Source organism: Gloeocapsa sp. PCC 7428, assembly GCF_000317555.1.
In the GTDB taxonomy this organism is placed as follows: Bacteria; Cyanobacteriota; Cyanobacteriia; order Cyanobacteriales; family Chroococcidiopsidaceae; genus Chroogloeocystis.
In genome coordinates, this window is the sequence record NC_019745.1 from 825,360 (window position 1) to 844,542 (window position 19,183).

The 19,183-nt window shown below is 43.2% G+C and carries 13 protein-coding genes and 1 pseudogene; 8 read left to right on the forward strand and 6 right to left on the reverse strand.

Annotated features, from left to right (window positions below; genetic code table 11):
* Positions 1-148 precede the first annotated feature (148 nt).
* Positions 149-1,000, forward strand: coding sequence for a Cof-type HAD-IIB family hydrolase (locus GLO7428_RS03700; RefSeq protein ID WP_196797452.1), 852 nt, complete (start codon positions 149-151; stop codon positions 998-1,000).
* Positions 1,001-1,294: 294 nt separating this feature from the next.
* Here the strand turns inward: GLO7428_RS03700 and GLO7428_RS03705 are convergent, their stop codons facing one another.
* Positions 1,295-2,113, reverse strand: coding sequence for a DALR anticodon-binding domain-containing protein (locus GLO7428_RS03705; protein ID WP_051038390.1), 819 nt, complete (start codon positions 2,111-2,113; stop codon positions 1,295-1,297).
* 566 nt (positions 2,114-2,679) lie between these two features.
* Here GLO7428_RS03705 and GLO7428_RS03710 point away from each other — a divergent pair.
* The gene (locus GLO7428_RS03710) at positions 2,680-3,399 is read left to right on the forward strand and encodes a Crp/Fnr family transcriptional regulator (RefSeq protein ID WP_015187219.1); all 720 of its coding nucleotides are present in this window, start codon (positions 2,680-2,682) and stop codon (positions 3,397-3,399) included.
* A gap of 41 nt (positions 3,400-3,440) precedes the next feature.
* Here GLO7428_RS03710 and GLO7428_RS03715 read toward each other — a convergent pair whose 3' ends face one another.
* The 4 genes from GLO7428_RS03715 to GLO7428_RS03730 all read right to left on the reverse strand — a co-directional run bounded on the left by GLO7428_RS03715 (position 3,441) and on the right by GLO7428_RS03730 (position 8,285).
* Positions 3,441-4,502 carry a PstS family phosphate ABC transporter substrate-binding protein gene (locus GLO7428_RS03715; protein ID WP_015187220.1) on the reverse strand — a complete coding sequence of 354 codons (1,062 nt, stop codon included), beginning with the start codon at positions 4,500-4,502 and terminating at the stop codon, positions 3,441-3,443.
* 124 nt (positions 4,503-4,626) lie between these two features.
* Positions 4,627-5,655 (reverse strand): PstS family phosphate ABC transporter substrate-binding protein, encoded by a 1,029-nt coding sequence (locus GLO7428_RS03720; protein WP_015187221.1) that lies wholly within the window; start codon positions 5,653-5,655, stop codon positions 4,627-4,629.
* A gap of 197 nt (positions 5,656-5,852) precedes the next feature.
* Positions 5,853-7,217 carry a serine/threonine-protein kinase gene (locus tag GLO7428_RS03725; protein WP_015187222.1) on the reverse strand — a complete coding sequence of 455 codons (1,365 nt, stop codon included), beginning with the start codon at positions 7,215-7,217 and terminating at the stop codon, positions 5,853-5,855.
* 54 nt (positions 7,218-7,271) lie between these two features.
* Entirely contained in the window at positions 7,272-8,285 is a 1,014-nt protein-coding gene (locus GLO7428_RS03730) for a LysR family transcriptional regulator (RefSeq protein WP_041918871.1), read from the reverse strand.
* Between the two features lie 411 nt (positions 8,286-8,696).
* Here GLO7428_RS03730 and GLO7428_RS28790 point away from each other — a divergent pair, with 411 nt between their 5' ends.
* The 6 genes and pseudogenes from GLO7428_RS28790 to GLO7428_RS03765 all read left to right on the forward strand — a co-directional run bounded on the left by GLO7428_RS28790 (position 8,697) and on the right by GLO7428_RS03765 (position 17,131).
* Positions 8,697-8,912 (forward strand): hypothetical protein, encoded by a 216-nt coding sequence (locus tag GLO7428_RS28790; protein WP_231295547.1) that lies wholly within the window; start codon positions 8,697-8,699, stop codon positions 8,910-8,912.
* A gap of 508 nt (positions 8,913-9,420) precedes the next feature.
* A pseudogene (locus GLO7428_RS03740) lies at positions 9,421-9,732 on the forward strand (thioredoxin family protein); the annotation flags it as partial.
* Between the two features lie 357 nt (positions 9,733-10,089).
* Complete coding sequence (locus GLO7428_RS03745; RefSeq protein WP_015187225.1) at positions 10,090-12,171, forward strand: NAD(P)H-quinone oxidoreductase subunit 5; 2,082 nt, start codon at positions 10,090-10,092, stop codon at positions 12,169-12,171.
* 101 nt (positions 12,172-12,272) lie between these two features.
* Positions 12,273-13,838, forward strand: a complete 1,566-nt coding sequence (gene ndhD1 / locus GLO7428_RS03750; protein WP_196797531.1) for a photosynthetic/respiratory NAD(P)H-quinone oxidoreductase subunit D1 — start codon at positions 12,273-12,275, stop codon at positions 13,836-13,838.
* 585 nt (positions 13,839-14,423) lie between these two features.
* Positions 14,424-16,454, forward strand: a complete 2,031-nt coding sequence (locus GLO7428_RS25850) for a PAS domain-containing protein (protein WP_196797453.1) — start codon at positions 14,424-14,426, stop codon at positions 16,452-16,454.
* A gap of 11 nt (positions 16,455-16,465) precedes the next feature.
* Positions 16,466-17,131 (forward strand): response regulator transcription factor, encoded by a 666-nt coding sequence (locus GLO7428_RS03765; RefSeq protein ID WP_015187228.1) that lies wholly within the window; start codon positions 16,466-16,468, stop codon positions 17,129-17,131.
* 276 nt (positions 17,132-17,407) lie between these two features.
* Here the strand turns inward: GLO7428_RS03765 and GLO7428_RS03770 are convergent, their stop codons facing one another.
* The gene (locus GLO7428_RS03770) at positions 17,408-19,135 is read right to left on the reverse strand and encodes a DUF1565 domain-containing protein (RefSeq protein WP_015187229.1); all 1,728 of its coding nucleotides are present in this window, start codon (positions 19,133-19,135) and stop codon (positions 17,408-17,410) included.
* Positions 19,136-19,183 lie beyond the last annotated feature (48 nt).

Consider the following 19,183-nt stretch of genomic DNA (forward strand, 5'->3'; position numbering starts at 1 on the left):
GTCTTTGCTGTTTTTTTCTGTAACTAGATAATTTTCTTGATAATACTAAAAAATCAAGTTAAGTAGATGTAAGCGATTTGATGTCACCTATTCCTAGCACAGAGAATCAAAAAACGAGGTGATGGGGAGTTTCAATTATCAATTACCAATGACCAATTACCAATTCAAAACTCAAATAAAACTGCTGGTACTCGATATCGATGGTACAATCGCCGGAGAATCAAACACAATTCGTCCGGCGGTACGTCATGCGATCGCAGCGGCAAAAGCTAAAGGTGTTGAAGTCGCACTAGCGACAGGTCGAATGTATTGCTCTGCCTTACGCTTTCATGAAGATATTAACTCAACAATGCCATTGTTAGCGTACCAGGGCGCTTGGATTCAAGATCCGCATACGCAAAAAATGCATCGTCATTTACCCGTTGCCAAAGCGACTGCGCATCAGCTGTTAGATTACTTTGAGCAACCGCAACTGCGATCGCTACTATCGGTTCACTTTTATATCCGCGATCGCCTATATGTGCGCGAACTCACCCCAGAAACTCAACTCTACTCAGAACGTTCGGGAATTGAACCAATTGCTGTTGGCGATTTGCGTCAAGTTCTCACCGACGAACCGACAAAAGTGCTAGCCCTCAGCGATGATATTGCTTTGATTGATCGTCTTTTAGGCAGTTTGCGCCAGCGCTATACGCCTGCGGAACTGTACATGACAAAATCAGTTGCAACTTTTTTTGAAGCAACCAATCCATTAGTCAATAAAGCTGCGGCTGTGCGTTACTTAGCCGAAGAATGCTTGGGTATTCAAGCGGCAAACGTGATGACAGTTGGCGATAATTTTAATGATGTGGAAATGCTGGAATATGCGGGGATTGGCGTTGCCATGGGTAATGCACCATCAGCCGTTAAAGATCTTGCGCAATGGGTCGCGCCAACTGTTGAAGAAGATGGCGTAGCAGCAGCAATTGAAGAATTTATTTTGCGAGACAAGGCAATTTAATTTTTGCCAGTTAATTAAAAGCTTTGAAAGGCGTACGTTATTTTGTAACAATGCCTACAAACTCAGAAAGGGTACCGACGACTGGCCGTGTTTCGTCTCGGTACCCTGACTGGTTCGCTCCTCACACACTTGCAATATTATATGAACTCTGTTTATTTGTCACTGCCTTACACAAAATTTTCTATCTAAAGGCAGAAGTTACAAATGTCATATCAAAAAAATAAAACTTTTATATGATTATTGTTTACAATCTATAGTTTTGACAATATTTTCTGATCCCTAACGGCTTCTATCCTATAGTTCGGTTGGTGCATAAATTCCCAACTTGTCGTTTAGGAGTACAGCTAAAAGACGTTGAGTCAATAGCGTTAAGCCCAATCGTGCTTGCGCCAAATGTAGATTATCGCGTTTAACTTCACCCCAAATCCGACAGTAGGTATAAAATTTTTGCCAAGCTTGACATAAATCGACTGCTATTTTTTCCCAGTGCGGTTTTAAGTTAGGACTGGGGCAGTATAAGTTATCGAATGATATCATTAAATGCTTAATTAAAGCTTGTTCAGCTGCGTGACGGCAAAGAAGTTGCTGTTGAGAATCTAGAAAAGAAATTAGTGTAAGCGTGGGTGGAATTATCTCTTCACGCACAGCTAGCTGTAATACCGAGTAACAACGAGCATGAGTATATTGAAGGATAAACGGAGGCGAGAAGTTATTGTCTTTTTGCAAGCAATATTTTTCTATTGTTGGAGGGTTATTAATTGAATACTGTAGCCAAGCTGCGATCGCGCAATCTGTTAATTCTAAATAAATTAACCCTGGCGATACTATACGCGTAGCGATCAATGTTAAGCCAGTATTTTCTGTTGCTAATTTTTGCCGTATGTCATCCGCAATCGCTTTAGTGTTAATGAAGTCAATCAATCGCATCGCAATTTGGATCGCCGGTAGCTTTTGTACTGCACTCAACTGCAAAGCGATCGCCCATACATAAGTAAATCCACAGTCTTTTTTTTGGCACCAAGAAACATTCAGTTGCGGCTGTAGTGCCAGTCTGTAATTTAGTAAGTATAAATTGAGTGCTACTTGCAGGTGCGGCAATAACACTTGTTTCATTACGCGATAGTCAGCGGATGACAAAGTTCGCTCTAAAATTTGTTATAAACGGTCATCGTTACAACAACTCTAAATATGTCACTGGTTATTGCTTGTACAGATCTACAGCGTAGCGCGGTTATGGCTTCATACTTAGTAAGTTACAATCGCTACCAAAATTTTACTGAGAATATTAAGTGATTTTTATTACATATTTATTGTGACGAAGATCACTGACAGAATAATTTGTCAGGATAAATATTCCAGGCAAGATGTCGTACTCTTGGAAGAGACATTGCTTGTATCGAGAATGTTTCACTTTTACCAAACTTTATGTTGCTTTAAGATTGAAATACGCGATCGCTAAAATAAAAAACTGCAAAATTTAGTAAATAATAAGTAACATCTAATACTAGGATTGCTTTGCAAGACCTATAAAACAAATGTAGAGTTAAGCTAACTAGTAGCCGATAATTACACTGGTCTGTTAAGTGCTCTTTGTCGCATTAACACACCCGTAACGGCTGCATCTTGTTGTAACGTTTTCGGCTAAAAGCCAAATGCTTCGACTTATGCATTCTCCATCTATGCAGTCCCCAACATTTTCAGAAACACCAAGACCATTTTTGACTTGGCAACGAATTCTCGATTGGGCGCAAGAACACTACCGAGTTCGTTCATTTAACAAAGATGAGCGAATTCCTGCACGACCAGGGCTACTGTATTTAGTACAACGTGGTGCAATTAGACTTGTCGGTACTGCCCAAGTCAGCGCTACAGCCAGCCAGTTAACTTCTCGCCGAGTTAACCGAACTCCAGAGGAAGCTTTTTTAGGCTTTGTTGGTGCTGGACAGCCCTTTGAAATTGTTGCTCAATCGCCGTTTACACTCCAAGCCTATGCTCATGTTGACCAAACTTCCGTAGTGTGGATGTACTGGCACGATCTAGATAATTGGCCGCATTTTCGACGCGAAGTTCTCGATGCTTTTCGTTATCAGCACCAACGAAAATTATTGTGGCTGAGTGCGTTAGGACAACGACGGACAATCGATCGTTTATTAGGATTTCTGACACTCTTGGTTGAGGAGTACGGCGAACCGTCTTTTAGTCCAGAAGATCCGGAAGTGCTGCGTGGCTATTGCTTACCATTTCCACTGACACACGCCCAAATCGGGAGTGCAATTGGTTCGACACGAGTCACTGTTACTCGGTTGATGGGTAAATTACGTCAACGTAACTTGTTGATTACTCAGGGTGATAATTTAATTTGTTTGCCAGCCGAGTCAGTGAATATTGCCAAACGGTAAAATTATCTGTGCGCGACTCAATGCGCTTAACACGCATAATGTCAGCGAATTCTGACAAAACCCGTTTGCTCGATCAGTTCTTGCCCTTGTCCTGTCAGGAGAAAATTAGCATAAGCATTTCCAGCTTGCTCGTCGGTTTGACCGTTTTGTTTGACGACGACAAACAAGTTACGTGTAATCGGATAGTCACCCGTTTGAAAAGCTTCAAGATTGAGGCGATTACGTAATCTTGGGCATTGAGATAAAGGAACAAAAGGTTCTTGATAAGGCGGAACAAATTTACCTGATGCACGCCCTATCGGTAGGGATTTGACGGTACATTGCGGGACAACTTCTGGTGCTGAGGCATAGTAAATACCACCAGGAGTTACCGCTAATCTGCGCAGCGCTTGAGTCGTGTCGGCAACAAATTCTACATTAGACCCCAATGATTGATTCGCAAGGATATCTTGCACAAAAAACTCAACTGTGCCACCATCACTCATTTGGCGCGAAAGCGGTACTATTGATAGATTTGGACCACCGAGTTGATTCCAATTGGCGATTTTGCCAGTGTAGATGGCGCGAACTTGTTCGATAGTCAGTCCAGGAAGATCTAAATTCGGGTTAACAGCGATCGCCAATCCATCAATCGCAACGGGTATTTGGCTCAAACCAAAGCCTCGTTGTTGCGCGCGGGCAATTTCCTGATCTAGCAGTGGTCTAGAAGACTGAGCAAAAGCAATTCTACCGTCAATCAGCATCCGAATTCCGCTGGCTGAGCCTGGTGTTTCGCCCGTAGGATCGACATAGCGTAAGCGAAACTCTGGTCGCGCCGCTTGGATTGCTGAGTCAACTGCTAAGCGAATTGGTGCCCAAGTCGTACTACCACCATAGTTAAATAGTCCATTAGGTACATCTTGAACTGTCGCAAAATTACTGCTAGATTCAGTTGAAAGCAGCGGTGGTGCATTGGCATCAGGATCGGTATCTTCCGATTGCGAGTCCGTAACTATTCCCAGGTTAATACCACGATTGGTAAGCCACCACAAACCACCACCGACGATTCCTATTGTAATTAAGAAAGCTAATACAAGAACCGCAGTTTCATTCTTTTGAGACATAGGATTTGATAAGTAAGTGGGTGTATATAAGCGTCAATTAAGGACTGGTAATGGGTAATTGTGCTGACTAATTACCCAAATACGCTCTCTACGGATGCTTATCACTGTACATTTTTAGCCTTTTCTAGCGAATACTGACAAATCCTGCTTGTCTAATTAATTCTTGTCCTTGATCGGTGAGGAGTAAGTTAGCGTAAGCTTCACCAGCTTGAGCCGCGATTTGCTCGTTTTGTTTGACAATCACAAATAGCCGACGTGTAATTGGATACTCATCAGATTGAAATGCTGCTGTATTAAGTTGATTGCGTTCTTGCGGACAACGCGACAGTCGAACAAATGGGACTTGATAAGGAGGAGTTAGATTATTGAGTGTTTGACCGAGTGGTAGCGGCTTAACTGTACACTGCGGGACTACTTCTGAGGCAGAAGCATAGTAAATACCACCAAGATTATTAGCAACTTCGCGTAGCGCTTGAGTTGTTGTGGGAATGAACTGTACATTCGTAGCAAACGCTTCGTTTTCTAAAACGTTCTCCGCAAAAAATTCAACTGTACCTCCTTCTTCGATTCGGCGCGAATAAGGAGTAATGGTTAAGTTTGGTCCACCAAGTTGATTCCAGTTCGCGATCCTACCTGTGTAGATTTCCTTGAGTTGCGCTACGGTGATTCCAGTGACATCAAGCGTAGGATGAACCGCGATCGCGATCGCATCAACTGCCACCGGAATTTCTTGAAGTGTGAATCCGCGTGTTTGGGCTTGTTGGTACTCGCGATCGTTCAGCGGACGTGAAGATTGCGCAAACGCAAGTTGGTTATTGAGTAGCATTCTAATTCCAGTAGCGGAACCTGGCGCACCTGTTGTTGGGTTGGTATAACGCAGGCGAAACTCTGGCCAAACACTTTGAATTACTGGGTCAACTTCGCTGCGAATCGGTGCCCAAGTCGTACTACCACCGTAGCTAAATAGTCCAGACGGGACATTTTGTACCCTAGCAAACGTAGCTACATGACTTACAGACTGCAATTGATTGTTGGCTACACCTCCCAAGTCAACGTTTAAACGTTCCGTTAACCACCAAAAAACACCACCGATAATTCCCAAAGCGATCAGGAAGGCTAAGACAAGAACAGTAGTTTCATTTCTTTGAGACATATAGTCGGGTTCAAAGGTCAGGTAAGAAGGAGCAAGAAACGAGTATGGAAGTCTTATGGAATATTTATATTTAAGTTTAAATTTGTATCTTTTCTAACCCTTAACGCCTGCGGCTAGCAGCTGATGCTCAGGCGTCCCTTCTATAATGTCCTAACTTTATCAACCATTGCTCTAAAATTTTTCCTGCCACAATTGAGTTAAAAGATTGAAGCAAGTAGTTTGTATATCAGCCTAAATAAAGCTGTTAGCGCGATCGCAGCTGCGCCTGCAACTAAGGCTAAGAACAGAATATTGTGTATTGTTAATTCACTTTGTAAAGCGGGAACAAACAAAACGATCGCCAAGAGAATACCGACGAGAATTAACAGATCTTTAGCATCAAGCCAACGTCGAGTTTGGGCAAAAATGAGCATCCCCAAAATGAATCCGGCTACCCCCATTGTGACGACTGGCGATTGCACTAGGCTGTAAAGTGCGATCGCGATCAATCCTCCAGCAAAGCCACTTATTCCCGCACCCGCTAAGACTTCCAACAGCGAAAATGCTGCTGGTTGATGAAAGTAGGATACGGTAGCTGGAGTTGGAGGTGGCGTTACTGGCGGTGGTGCGGTTGTCGCAGCAGCGATCGCGGTTAATACTTCTTGGGCAGAGTGAAAGCGTTGGTTGGGTGTGATTGACAGCATTCGATCGAGAATGTCTGCGATCGTAGGGGCAATATCGGCGTGTGTTCTCCAGTGCCAGCGATTATTGTAAACATCAAACAATTCAACCGTTTTTTTACCCGTAAGTAAAACCAGCGCAGTAACGGCTAAAGCATACAAATCTGTTGATGGATAAACATCCCCGCCAGACATTTGTTCGGGTGGTGCGTATCCCTGCGAATAGATTCCTGTCGATCCTTTTGTTTGCGTAGCTGCGGTTGTGACTTGTTTGACTGCACCAAAATCGAGCAAATAAAGCCGCCCGTTGCGATGGCGCATAATATTAGAAGGTTTGATATCGCGATGAATCGAACCGTGTTCGTGAACAAATTGCAGTACAGGCAGAATTGCTTGCAATACTTCCACGACTTCGGTGGATGAAAACTTCCCTTTTTCTTCTAATTCCTCCTCTAAATTTTTGCCATCAATGTATTCCTGGACCAAGTAGAAAAACTTGTCTTGTCCACCAGGCTGCAAACTCGGTACTGTTAATTCAAAAAAAGCATACAAGTCAGGAATTTGGTCATTTTGACTGCCAAGTTCCTCTAAAACTGCGGCTTCCCGTTCAAATAATTGCTGTGCAATTTGTAGTTGAGTTAGTGTTAAATAGCCAGCAGGTTGAAATTGCTTAACAACACAGCGACGCATTCCTGGAGTATAGCGATCGCGCGCCAAAAAAGCTGCACCGAAACCCCCTTTTCCGAGCAGATGAAGTGGCAAATAGCGCCCCACCAAAATCAACGGCATCCCACAGGCAGTGCAGTATTTTTGTTGAATTGTTTTTAACGTTGCGCTGTCGTCTAAATCCGCAAAATGATTTTGGGGGCGGGGGCAACTGGAACGAGTGCAGTAGACTTTCATCAATGGGGGGTTAGGGGCTAGGCATAGTTTTCACTCCAAATTCCCATCACACAATTAACCGCCAGCGGGGTTGGGTGTGACTTCTTCTTCATCAAAAGTCTCTGGTACAATTGGTCGTTGCGATTTCAACACATCTTTGTTCCAACCTGGTTTAGCAAATTGCGGTAAGATTTCGTTGATAAAGGCTTCTGCGGCTTTTGAGCGGTAACGATTTGGGTTAACAATGACCGATAAAGTCCGCTTGACAACCACACCTTCAATATTGGCACAGTGTAATCCTCCCATTTGCAATTCTTTAGCGATCGCTGTAATGGAAACGAAAGCAGCACCTAACCCTGATTGCACGGCATTTTTGATCGCTTCGATCGAATTGAGTTCCATTTCGATTTTGAGACGACGCGTATCAATATCGCAGCGCGTCAAAACTTGATCGATAACTTTACGAATTGTTGATTGCGAGTCGAGCGCAATGAACTGTAACTTGTAAAGATCGTCTTTGTAAATTGTGTCTAGCTTCGCAAACGGGTGCGATACAGGCAATATCAGTGCTAGTTCATCTTCCGCATAGGGAATAATTTCTAGCGAATCTTGCAATTCAGATGGGACTTCACCACCAATAATCGCAAGATCGACTTGCCCATTCGCGACACTCCAAGCTGTACGGCGTGTTGAGTGAACGTGTAATTGCACGGCGACGTCAGGATATTGTTGTCGAAATAAACCGATCATCCGTGGTAAAAGATACGTTCCGGTCGTTTGCGAGGCACCAACAATCAGCGTACCGCCTTGGAGATTTTGCAGGTCTTCAATGGCGCGACAGGTTTCCTGGCAAAGTGTGAGAATTTTTTCACCATAGCTCAGCAGAAGATAACCTGCTTCGGTTAGTTGTGCTCGGCGTCCTCCTCGGTCGAATAAAGGAACATCCAACTGTCGCTCTAGGTTTTGTACTTGGAGACTGACAGCAGGTTGTGAGACATATAGACTATCAGCAGCACGCTTGAAGCTCCCTTCGGCGGCGATCGCTTTGAGAATGCGTAACTGATCTAAAGTAAAAGGAAGGTCAGACATACGGCTAAACCCACGAAGATGAAAGGAGACTTCAGGCAACCAATTCGGCTTAGCGGTCACACCTAAATGGTTCATAGCCTGCTTATTAGGAGACTTAATCTAGAACTTGACACTATCACAACTCATTTCATTCTGATTAAATCGCTCCTGTTGAATACTTTGTGCTATTCGCTGTACTACACGCTAGTTTTCTTCTAACAATTTTATTTACATAGTTTTCACTTGGTCTTTTCAGCGACGCGATCGCCCCAGTTATTTAGCTGCGTTGTCACTTTGGGTAGAAAAACGCCTTGGTGCGCAACTTTATTGTGTCGTCTTTGCTTTGGTAAGTTTGCCATTGCTAGTTGTCTTCATCATTTACGCTCTTGATTACACTATGAAACTTGGCACTTGTGACAATTTCAGGGGGTTTTGAGGGTAGAATCAGTCGTTTGGGTGTTGTCAGTTTTGTATTTCTTATATACGGCTACGTTCAATCTACTAGAAATTGCCACCATTCAGAAACCCCAAGTTCGTCTTTATGAAACTGGCATGATTTGCGGCACTGCGCCTACCTTGTGGTTGGCAGCTTTAAACGCATCCTGCATCGTTGATTTGGCGTTTGGCGTAGCGATCGCACCTTCATAAATCGTTACAAAATAGCTTTTGCTCGCGTTATTTATTATTCATTGTCTAGCGATTCGTCGAGGCAAACAAACGCTGAAACACCAAGAATTACTCTGCGCTGCTTTTCTAGGTGTTGCTGTTTTTGTAATTTTACTGTGGTGGTCTTACCCACTTTTATGCAAGTACCTAGTAAAGGGAATTGGTGATGTATGCTCCCAAAAGGATAGATATTGCTTACTATAAGCGATCGCTAAACGCATTCATTTAGAATGTTCATGAACTTTGCCCGAATTTGTCAAAACCGCTACAACAATTGATCCCGCCCTTTTGACTATAAAGTATGAATCAAAAATTTCAGTCTACCAATTGATCCCAAATTGATGTAGCATGGTTCAAACTAGCTACTAAAAATGAGCAGCAACGCATGATTTCAAGACAAATGTTGTCAAAGTTTTAATATATTATTTCAACGGCTAAGGTCAGGTAGCTAATTTAATAACAAAACTCGATAGATGTACTTAGAGGAAGCATGGTGTTGTCGGTTAGTGAGCGGACATTTACTCAAGAAGTTTTAGAATCTCCTATCCCTGTTCTTGTGCATTTTTGGGCACCTTGGTGTGGTCTATGCCGCAGCATTGAACCTCTGTTGTTACAATTCCAAGATCAATATCAACGTCAAGTCAAAGTTGTTGGCGTTAATGCTGATGAAAACTTTAAACTTGCTAATTCGTTTCGGCTGACGACACTGCCAACATTGATTTTGCTCGACAAGGGAAGCCCCAAGCACCGCTGGGATAGTTTCCACGGCTACGCCGAACTGCGTGCGGAACTAGAAAAAATTCAACTTCAATACAGCGAAAATCAAGAAAATAAGCTTTGTTCGATTGCGCGCGCTAGCACATCTTTAAGCGCTGAGTGGGAATGTCGCCTAGCTTAAGCAAAGATATACAGACACAGGCACAAAGGAAACTGAAAGACTAGGAATGATGAGCCACAAATAAAAAGATTCTACTCAAAACTGGCGACTAACCGTCAATCAGTGTTTGAATCACAAGTTGCATGGCTCAAAACCGACAACTATTTTGAGGAATCCCACTGATATTTCAGTCATGTGGGCTATTTTATGGTAAAACCCTTGTGTCACAATTGTTAACAGTTTGGTCAAAATAGAAAAGAATTATAAAAGTAGGCGTCAGTGATGGAAGCAATCTATCAGTATGCCTGGCTCGTTCCGGTGTTACCTTTGGTCGGGGCAATGCTGGTCGGTCTTGGGTTAATCTCGTTTAATCAGGTGACGAACCGCGCGCGACAATTAAATGCGGTATTTGTCGTCTCCTTGCTAGGTGCAGCAATGTTTCTCTCTGTAGCATTGCTTGTCAGTCAATTCCAAGGACACGCGCCTTACGTCCGCACGTTAGAATGGGCAGCCGCAGGAAACTTTCACCTGACAATGGGCTACACCATTGACCACCTTACCGCTCTGATGTTGGTAATCGTCACCACAGTCGCTTTTTTGGTGATGGTATACACCGATGGCTATATGGCTCATGACCCAGGGTATGTACGCTTTTATGCATATCTGAGCCTGTTTAGCTCATCGATGTTAGGTTTGGTTGTTAGCCCCAACATCGTTCAGATTTATATTTTCTGGGAACTTGTAGGGATGTGCTCGTACCTACTCGTTGGCTTCTGGTACGATCGCCCAGCCGCAGCAGATGCGTGCCAAAAGGCATTTGTTACCAACCGTGTCGGCGACTTTGGCTTACTACTGGGAATTCTAGGCTTGTACTGGGCAACCGGTAGTTTCGAGTTTGAGGCAATCGGCGATCGCTTGCAAACGTTAGTAGAAACAGGATCGCTTAGTAGTATCCTTGCTGCCCTCTTTGCAATTCTCGTCTTCTTAGGTCCTGTCGCTAAATCGGCTCAATTTCCACTGCACGTTTGGCTACCAGATGCAATGGAAGGTCCGACTCCAATTTCAGCATTAATCCACGCCGCGACAATGGTTGCTGCTGGAGTATTTTTGATTGCGCGGATGTACCCCGTCTTTGAAGGTATACCCGCCGCGATGAATGTCATTGCTTTTACAGGCGCGTTTACTGCGTTTTTAGGGGCAACGATCGCCATCACGCAAAATGACATCAAAAAAGGCTTAGCCTACTCGACAATTTCTCAGTTGGGCTACATGGTGATGGCAATGGGCGTCGGCGCATACAGCGCGGGCTTGTTCCACCTGATGACGCACGCGTATTTTAAAGCGATGCTGTTTCTCGGTTCAGGTTCTGTGATTCACGGTATGGAAGCCGTTGTCGGACACGATCCTGCTTTGGCGCAAGATATGCGAATGATGGGGGGATTGCGGAAATTTATGCCAATTACCGCCGTAACCTTTTTGATTGGCACGTTGGCAATTAGCGGTATTCCACCCTTCGCAGGTTTCTGGTCTAAAGATGAAATTTTGGGTTCTGCCTTTGCCGCCAATCCCTTTTTGTGGTTTGTTGGTTGGTTAACAGCGGGAATCACTGCCTTTTATATGTTTCGGATGTACTTTTCCACGTTTGAAGGTAAATTCCGTGGCAATCAAACCGAAATTCGCCAAAAGCTGCAATCTGCCGCAGCAAATACGTTAATGAGTCCTTCGCCGCTTGCACCTAACTTTGGTCCTGGGGCAATGGATACGCGCGAACTCGCAACTTTATCCGATGCGCACGGTCATGGACACAGCGAACATCCCCACGAGTCCCCTTGGACGATGACGCTACCGCTAGTAGCCCTCGCCATTCCTTCAATCTTTATCGGTTTGGTAGGCACTCCTTATGCTAACTACTTCGAGGAATTCATCTATCCTCCGAGTGAAACGCTAGCCGAAGTGATCGAAAAAGTCGCCGAGTTCGATCAAACCGAATTTTTCATCATGGCAGGTAGTTCAGTCGGTATTTCCTTGATTGGCATTACCTTAGCGTCGTTGATGTACTTGTTCGGTAAGATTGACCCCGCCGCGATCGCCTCATCAATCAAGCCACTTTATGAACTTTCCCTCAACAAGTGGTACTTTGATGACATTTACCATCAAATCTTTGTCTTAGGTAGCCGCCGTCTTGCGCGACAAGTGATGGAAGTTGACTATCGCGTTGTTGATGGTGCGGTTAACTTGACAGGCTTCTTCACACTCATTAGTGGTGAAGGCTTGAAATACCTAGAAAATGGTCGCGCTCAATTCTATGCCCTGATTGTATTTGGGGCTGTGTTAGGCTTAGTGATTGTTTTTGGTGTGACGTAATGAGGAGTGAGGGGTGAGGGGCGAGGGGCGAGTTAAAGAGTTAAAACCCTAAGTTCCCTACTTCCTACTCCCTACTCCCTACTCCCTAGTTAACTATGAATATCGCTAATTTCCCCTGGCTGACGACAATAATTTTGTTGCCGATCGCCGCGTCACTGTTGATTCCCTTTTTACCTGATAAAGATGGTAAAACAGTACGCTGGTACTCCCTCGTCGTGGGATTGATTGATTTTGCACTGATTGTTTGGGCGTTTTATTCTCAGTACGATTTGGCTAATCCCAATTTACAGCTAGTGGAAAGTTACTCCTGGGTACCGCAGCTAGATTTAAATTGGTCGGTGGGCGTAGATGGCTTGTCCATGCCTTTAGTGATTCTAACTGGGTTTATCACAACGCTCGCAATGTTAGCAGCTTGGCCTGTAACGCTCAAGCCGCGCTTGTTTTACTTTTTGATGCTGGCAATGTACGGCGGTCAAATTGCTGTGTTTGCTGTCCAGGATATGCTACTGTTTTTCCTGGTCTGGGAACTCGAACTTATCCCTGTATACCTATTGCTGGCAATTTGGGGCGGTAAAAAGCGGCAGTACGCCGCCACAAAGTTCATTTTGTACACAGCAGGTGGTTCGCTATTTATCTTGGTTGCAGCCCTGACAATGGCGTTCTACGGCGATACCGTGACGTTTGATATGCGGGCGATCGCCGCCAAAGACTACGCCTTGAATTTTCAATTGTGGGTGTATGCGGCTTTCTTAGTTGCCTACGCGGTAAAACTTCCCATTTTCCCGTTACATACCTGGCTACCTGATGCTCACGGTGAAGCAACTGCCCCAGTGCATATGTTACTGGCAGGAATTCTCCTCAAAATGGGCGGCTATGCCTTAATTCGGATGAATGCGGGAATGCTACCCGATGCTCATGCTTATTTTGCACCCGTATTAGTAATTTTGGGAGTCGTCAACATCATCTACGCTGCGCTAACATCGTTTGCACAGCGTAACCTCAAGCGAAAAATTGCTTACTCTTCAATTTCGCACATGGGGTTTGTTGTGATCGGTATTGCGTCATTCACCGACTTGGGCTTGAATGGTGCAATGCTGCAAATGATCTCGCATGGCATGATTGGTGCAAGTTTATTCTTCTTGGTAGGCGCAACTTACGACCGCACCCATACCCTAATGTTGGATGAAATGGGTGGTGTCGGGCAAAAAATGCAAAAGATGTTCGCCATGTGGACAACGTGTTCAATGGCTTCCTTGGCTTTACCTGGAATGAGTGGTTTTGTCGCTGAATTGATGGTCTTCGTTGGCTTTTCTAATAGCGATGCTTACAGCCCCACGTTTAAAATCATCGTTGTCTTTCTCATGGCAGTTGGTGTCATCTTAACGCCAATTTACCTGCTATCAATGCTCCGCGAGATCTTCTACGGACCAGAAAATAAGGAACTAGTTTCGCACGAAGTCCTTGTTGATGCAGAACCACGCGAAGTGTTTATCATTGCTTGTTTGTTAGTACCAATCATCGGCATTGGTCTGTATCCCAAAATCTTGACTCAAGTCTACGACGCGACAACGATACAACTTACCGAAAGGTTACGCGATTCTGTACCAACTTTAGCGGCTCAAAAAGCTTCAACTTTGTCCTTCCGCGCGCCAGCGATCGGAAATTAAGTAACAAGCATAGTTCTAAAGTCTGAAATACAATCTACAAGGCAGGTTATCAAAACCTGCTTTTCTTGTGCATAAAAACCCTGTTCACCTTCGTGGACAAACAACAAACAAATGTGTAGCTGCGGTTGAAACCGCTGAGTTCTTGTCGGTTTGTCTGTATTAAACCTATGCCCAAGTGTGATATATGAGTTTTTAAGGCGATGAAATCCAATATTTAATTCATAAATTGCTCAAGCTTCGGTAGCCTAGCTCATATAAATCTGATCAACAAATATCCGTAAATTCTCTAAGCGCTAAAAAAGCTTTCTACTGGTTTTCTCGGATTACAGCTAACCCACCTGCGGAATACGATTGAGCGGATAATCACAGTCTTTTAATAAATTCATCCGCCTTTCAACATACAAAAGTATCCGCAGGGGTAAAACGATGATTGTAGATAGAGATAAATTGCTAAACCAGCATAACCAACGAGCAACGCAGTGTAGTTTAGCCGATTCACAATCTCATACAAACCCCTCTCATTCTCACTTTGTAGCTACAACACAGACCAGCAGTAATTCTAACGGTACAACTATAGAAAAACGTATGCTTGAACTTGAAAAAGCTAACAAGCAATTGCAAGCCGAAAATATCGATTTGCGACGCGCTGAGAAAGAAGTCCTTTTTTTACAAAGGATGACACAAGCAATTAGTGAAGCTACAGATTTTCATTCAGCATTAGGAATTGCTTTACGCAAGGTGTGCGACTTCACAGGTTGGAAATTTGGTGAAGCATGGATTCCTAAAACAAATACTAACGTTTTAGAATACAGCCCTGCTTGGTACGGTGTTAGCCCAGAATTAGAGAAATTTAGAACATTAAGTGAAAAATTTACTTTTTCCCTAGGAGTTGGTATCCCAGGGCGTGTTTGGGAATCAAAGCATCCTGAGTGGATTCAAGATGTTTCTAGTGCATCAGCAGAAGTTTGTCAGCGCCATCAAGTTGTCAAAGAAGTTGGATTTAAAGCGGGAGTCGGTATTCCTATTATTAATCGCAACGAAGTATTGGCTGTCCTCGTCTTCTTTATGTTTGAAGCTTACGAAGAGGATCAGCGATTAGTTGAAATTATTTCAACCGTCGCTATTCAATTAGGTTCTTTGATTCAACATAAACAAGCAGAAGAAGCATTACGTTCTAGTGTGGCAACAAACCGCGCATTAATCAATGCACTACCGGATCTCCTGCTACGAATCAACAAAGAAGGTTACTTCGTTAACTTCAAAGCCGCAAAAAATGAAAGTTTGATAATACCTGACAACAATTTTGTAGGAAAACATTTGTGTGAAGTTCTTTCTTCAGAAATTGCTTTACCCGCGATGGCTTGTATCGAACAAGCATTAGCAACTGGAGAAATTCAAATCTTTGAATCGCAAGCTTATGTAGACAACCTATTACGCTACTACGAATTTAGAATTGTCGTAAGTGCAGAAAATGAGGTCATGGCGATTGTTCGCGATGTAACTGAAACCAAGCTTTTTTTAGAGTTACTACAGCAACAAGAACGCCAGCTAAAGGCAATTTTAAATAATATTCCTGGTAGCGCTTGGCTCAAAGACAGTGAAAGTAGATATATTGCTGTTAACGAACCTTTACTAAAATTATTTAACAAAAAGTTAGAAGACGTTATCGGTAGAACAGATTATGATTTGTTTCCTCCTGATTTGGCTCAAAAATGCATCGATGACGATCGCGAAGTTTTAGCAACAGGTCAAAGAAAATATTTTGAAGAATTTTCGCTTGCTTCAGATGGTAGTGAAGTTTGGTTTGAAACAATCAAAACACCAATTTATAACGAAAATAATGAAATTATCGGCACAACAGGAATTGCTTATGATATCACAGAGCGTAAACGAATTGAGCGCGATACATTTAACGCCTTAAAAAAAGAAAGAGAACTTAGTGAACTCAAATCACGCTTTGTGACCATGACATCACACGAGTTTCGTACTCCATTAGCAACAATTTTATCTTCAGCTGAATTACTTGAATATTACAGTCATAAATGGAGTGATGAGAAAAAGCTTAATCATCTCCATAAAATTCAATCTGCTGTTAATCACATGACGAGTTTGTTGAATGATGTTTTATTAATTGGTAAAGCCGAAGCCGGTAAGTTAGAGTTTAATCCTCAACCCGTTGATCTCATTAATTTCTGTTCTAGTTTAGTAGAAGAACTACAAATTAGTACGACAAAACATCAAATCATTTTTCAAGCTCAAGAGCAAAGGCTTTTAGTACGCTTAGATGAGAAGTTGTTGAGACATATCTTAACGAATTTGTTATCAAATGCTATTAAATATTCTCCCCAAGGTGGGGTTATTCATTTTGATTTAATTCTTGAAACAGATGAAGCCATTTTTGTGATTCAAGATGAAGGAATTGGAATTCCAAAATCAGAACAAGAGCAGTTATTTAATTCTTTTCATCGAGCGAGTAATGTAGGTATCATTTCAGGTACTGGGTTAGGATTAGCTATTGTTAAAAAATCTGTTGATTTACATGGAGGTAAAATCGTTGTAGATAGTGAAGTGAATGTCGGAACAACTTTTACAGTAACAATACCATTAAATAATTAAGGATAAGTTCAATGAAAAAGATTTTAGTTATTGAAGATGAACCGGATGTTAGAGCTAATATTATTGAGTTACTTGAAGCAGAAGAGTTTCATGTTGTTGGTGCAGAAAATGGCTTTTTTGGTGCATTGTGGGCGCAAGAATATCTACCTGATTTAATTATTTGTGATGTAAGAATGCCCGAATTAAATGGTTATGACGTGCTAACAGCATTACGTCAAGATGCCGCAACAGCAACAATTCCCTTTATTTTTTTAACAGCAAATGCGGATCGTTCAGATATGCGACGAGGGATGGAATTAGGCGCAGATGATTATTTAACTAAGCCGTTTTCACGGACAGAATTATTAAATGCGATCGCCTCTCGATTTGCAAAACAAGAAGTAGTGATGCAGCAGTATAATAACGAGCGCGAACGCGCTGATTCTTTGAAACAAAAAGTTCAAGAATTAGAAAATTATGCTAGCGCTAAAGCTAGTATTGTGCCAAAATTGAATATGGCAATGTCTATAGTTAAGAATTTGCCTCCAGGTTTGCAACGCGAGCGCTGTTTAGAAATTTTGCGACAAGTTTGTAACGAAGAGATCAAAACTCTGAATAATACACCTGCTTTACAAAAACTTTTACCTGCTGAAAGCATTACTTTTCTTCGGCAATTTAATTTGGTGTCCAAGCAATAAAAATTTGTTAATCTAGAACAACACGAATCAATAGTTTCGCTTCAGGTTATCGGCACTTCATCAAACTATGAAGTGCCTTTTTGTATATATAGCAATGAGGCATTTATTACTAACTGCGTTGTCTAACAACATGAAAGCAGAAGTACACTCGCTAGAGAAATTTTCCAAATTGCCATAAATAGCGAGAATTTAACTGCTCCTATTATGATTGGCAAGGCGAGTGTCAAAACATTCATTCTGCGTACATAAATTGTCTCTTCTCTGCCTTTGTATTCGCTAAATTTGCTCCACTGTACCTTTTAAACCCCGATTGTTGAGTAACTGCAAAACTTCGTTAGCATTCACGCGATCGCCAAAGGCTCCCACCTGCATAAAAACTTTACCATTCGAGAACGTCCGAAAAGCTCCAGGAACAATTGATCGCACCATATCTTGCTTACTCTTACTTTCCGCTTCGACGATGACTCGATAGCGCAAACCCAAAGCCGATTCACGCGTTGGGGGAAGTGGTGGCGTACCAGGCGCTGGCGCAGTTGTCGGTAAGTTTATTTTCGGTAGGTTACGCGCGTTTCCGAGTGGAATATTACCACTAGGTACAGGAAGTAAATCAGCTTCGGTAATTTGTGCAGATTGCAGCACAGGAACATTGATTGCACCAGGATTAGGATTTGATGGTGGCGGTACGATAGTTGCAGAAGTTGTCGGCGGTGGAACAGGAATGACAATTGCCGTATCCGAACCTGTTGCGGGAGGTGATGGAAGAGATCTGGCGCGAGAATTGTTTGTATTCGCTGGTGGTACAGGAATCGCGATCGCTTCGGGCGCTACACTCCGCGCCATCGTATTCGTAGGCGTTGTCGATCTGACGGGTGCGACTGTTGGTGGTTTTGTCGCTATATTTGCGGGTACTGCTTGCGGTATTGCAGCTAATACCTTACCGGATAAATCGAGATTGCCAACTGTACGCGCGTCAGCAGCTAAAGTATTACCAAATGCTGAAATTGTTTGACGCGCCGCCTTGCTGTTAATGTCGTAACGTCCATTTTGGCGAAAGATATTGCCCCCTGGTTGTGCGGAAGTGCCTAAATCAGGTAAGCTGGCGGCGATCGCTACGACACCATCTTCGATATTGCCTTCAATTGTATTACTTCTGAGGACTGGTTGCGCTTGCGCTTGTACGACGATACCCGCACGATTTTGTGTGATGCGATTACCAATTAAGAGTGGTGCGGCTTTCTGCGACACATTAATGCCAAATCCAGTTTTTTCAAAAATATTTTCGCGAACTTCGGGTCGAGAAATTCCGTAGATGGTAATACCATTTGCCCCATTTTGGTGAAAGTAATTGTTGCGAATTAATGGTTTACTGTCACCCGTTACAGAAATACCATCGTGAGCACTGCCAGTAAATGTATTATCAGTAATTCTGGGGCTACTCGACTCGATCCACAAACCGTAACCGCGAGGATTGGAATTAGTGATTGTGACACCTGTTAGCGTCGCTTGGTTGGCTCCCAAAATTGTCACGTTTTGCTGCGCAAAAGTCGGACTGAGGAAAACGCCGCCGCCTTGAATAATAACGCCGCTTCCACGCGTTTGCGGATCGCCTTGAATTGCTACACCCGATTTTAGCTGGAGTGGAAACGTTTCCCCAGTTTCAGCACTATATGTCCCTTTTGCCAGCATAATTACGCTATTTACAGAAGCGACTTTTAATGCTTGGGTAATCGTTTTAAATGGGGCGCGATCGCTACCGTTGGCTTGCGCAGCATTTTCGACATTGGGGTTGACAAATAGTACTTTCGCTGAGGCTATCTGATTGGCGCGCGCATCTTTTAGATACAGCGGTAGCGCTTCTGAAGTCAAACCAGTATCGCTCAAACCAAGCAAAGCAATACTTGATAGTCCAAGCGCGATCGCATACGAACTGGGATGCGAAATTTTCGTTATGCTCAAAATAAAAGGAGCAAGGTCAAAATAGGTATCAGGGCGGGTTAAATTCACGGCACTCCTCCGCATCACTTTGGGAACATCAAAGCCAAGGGTGATGAC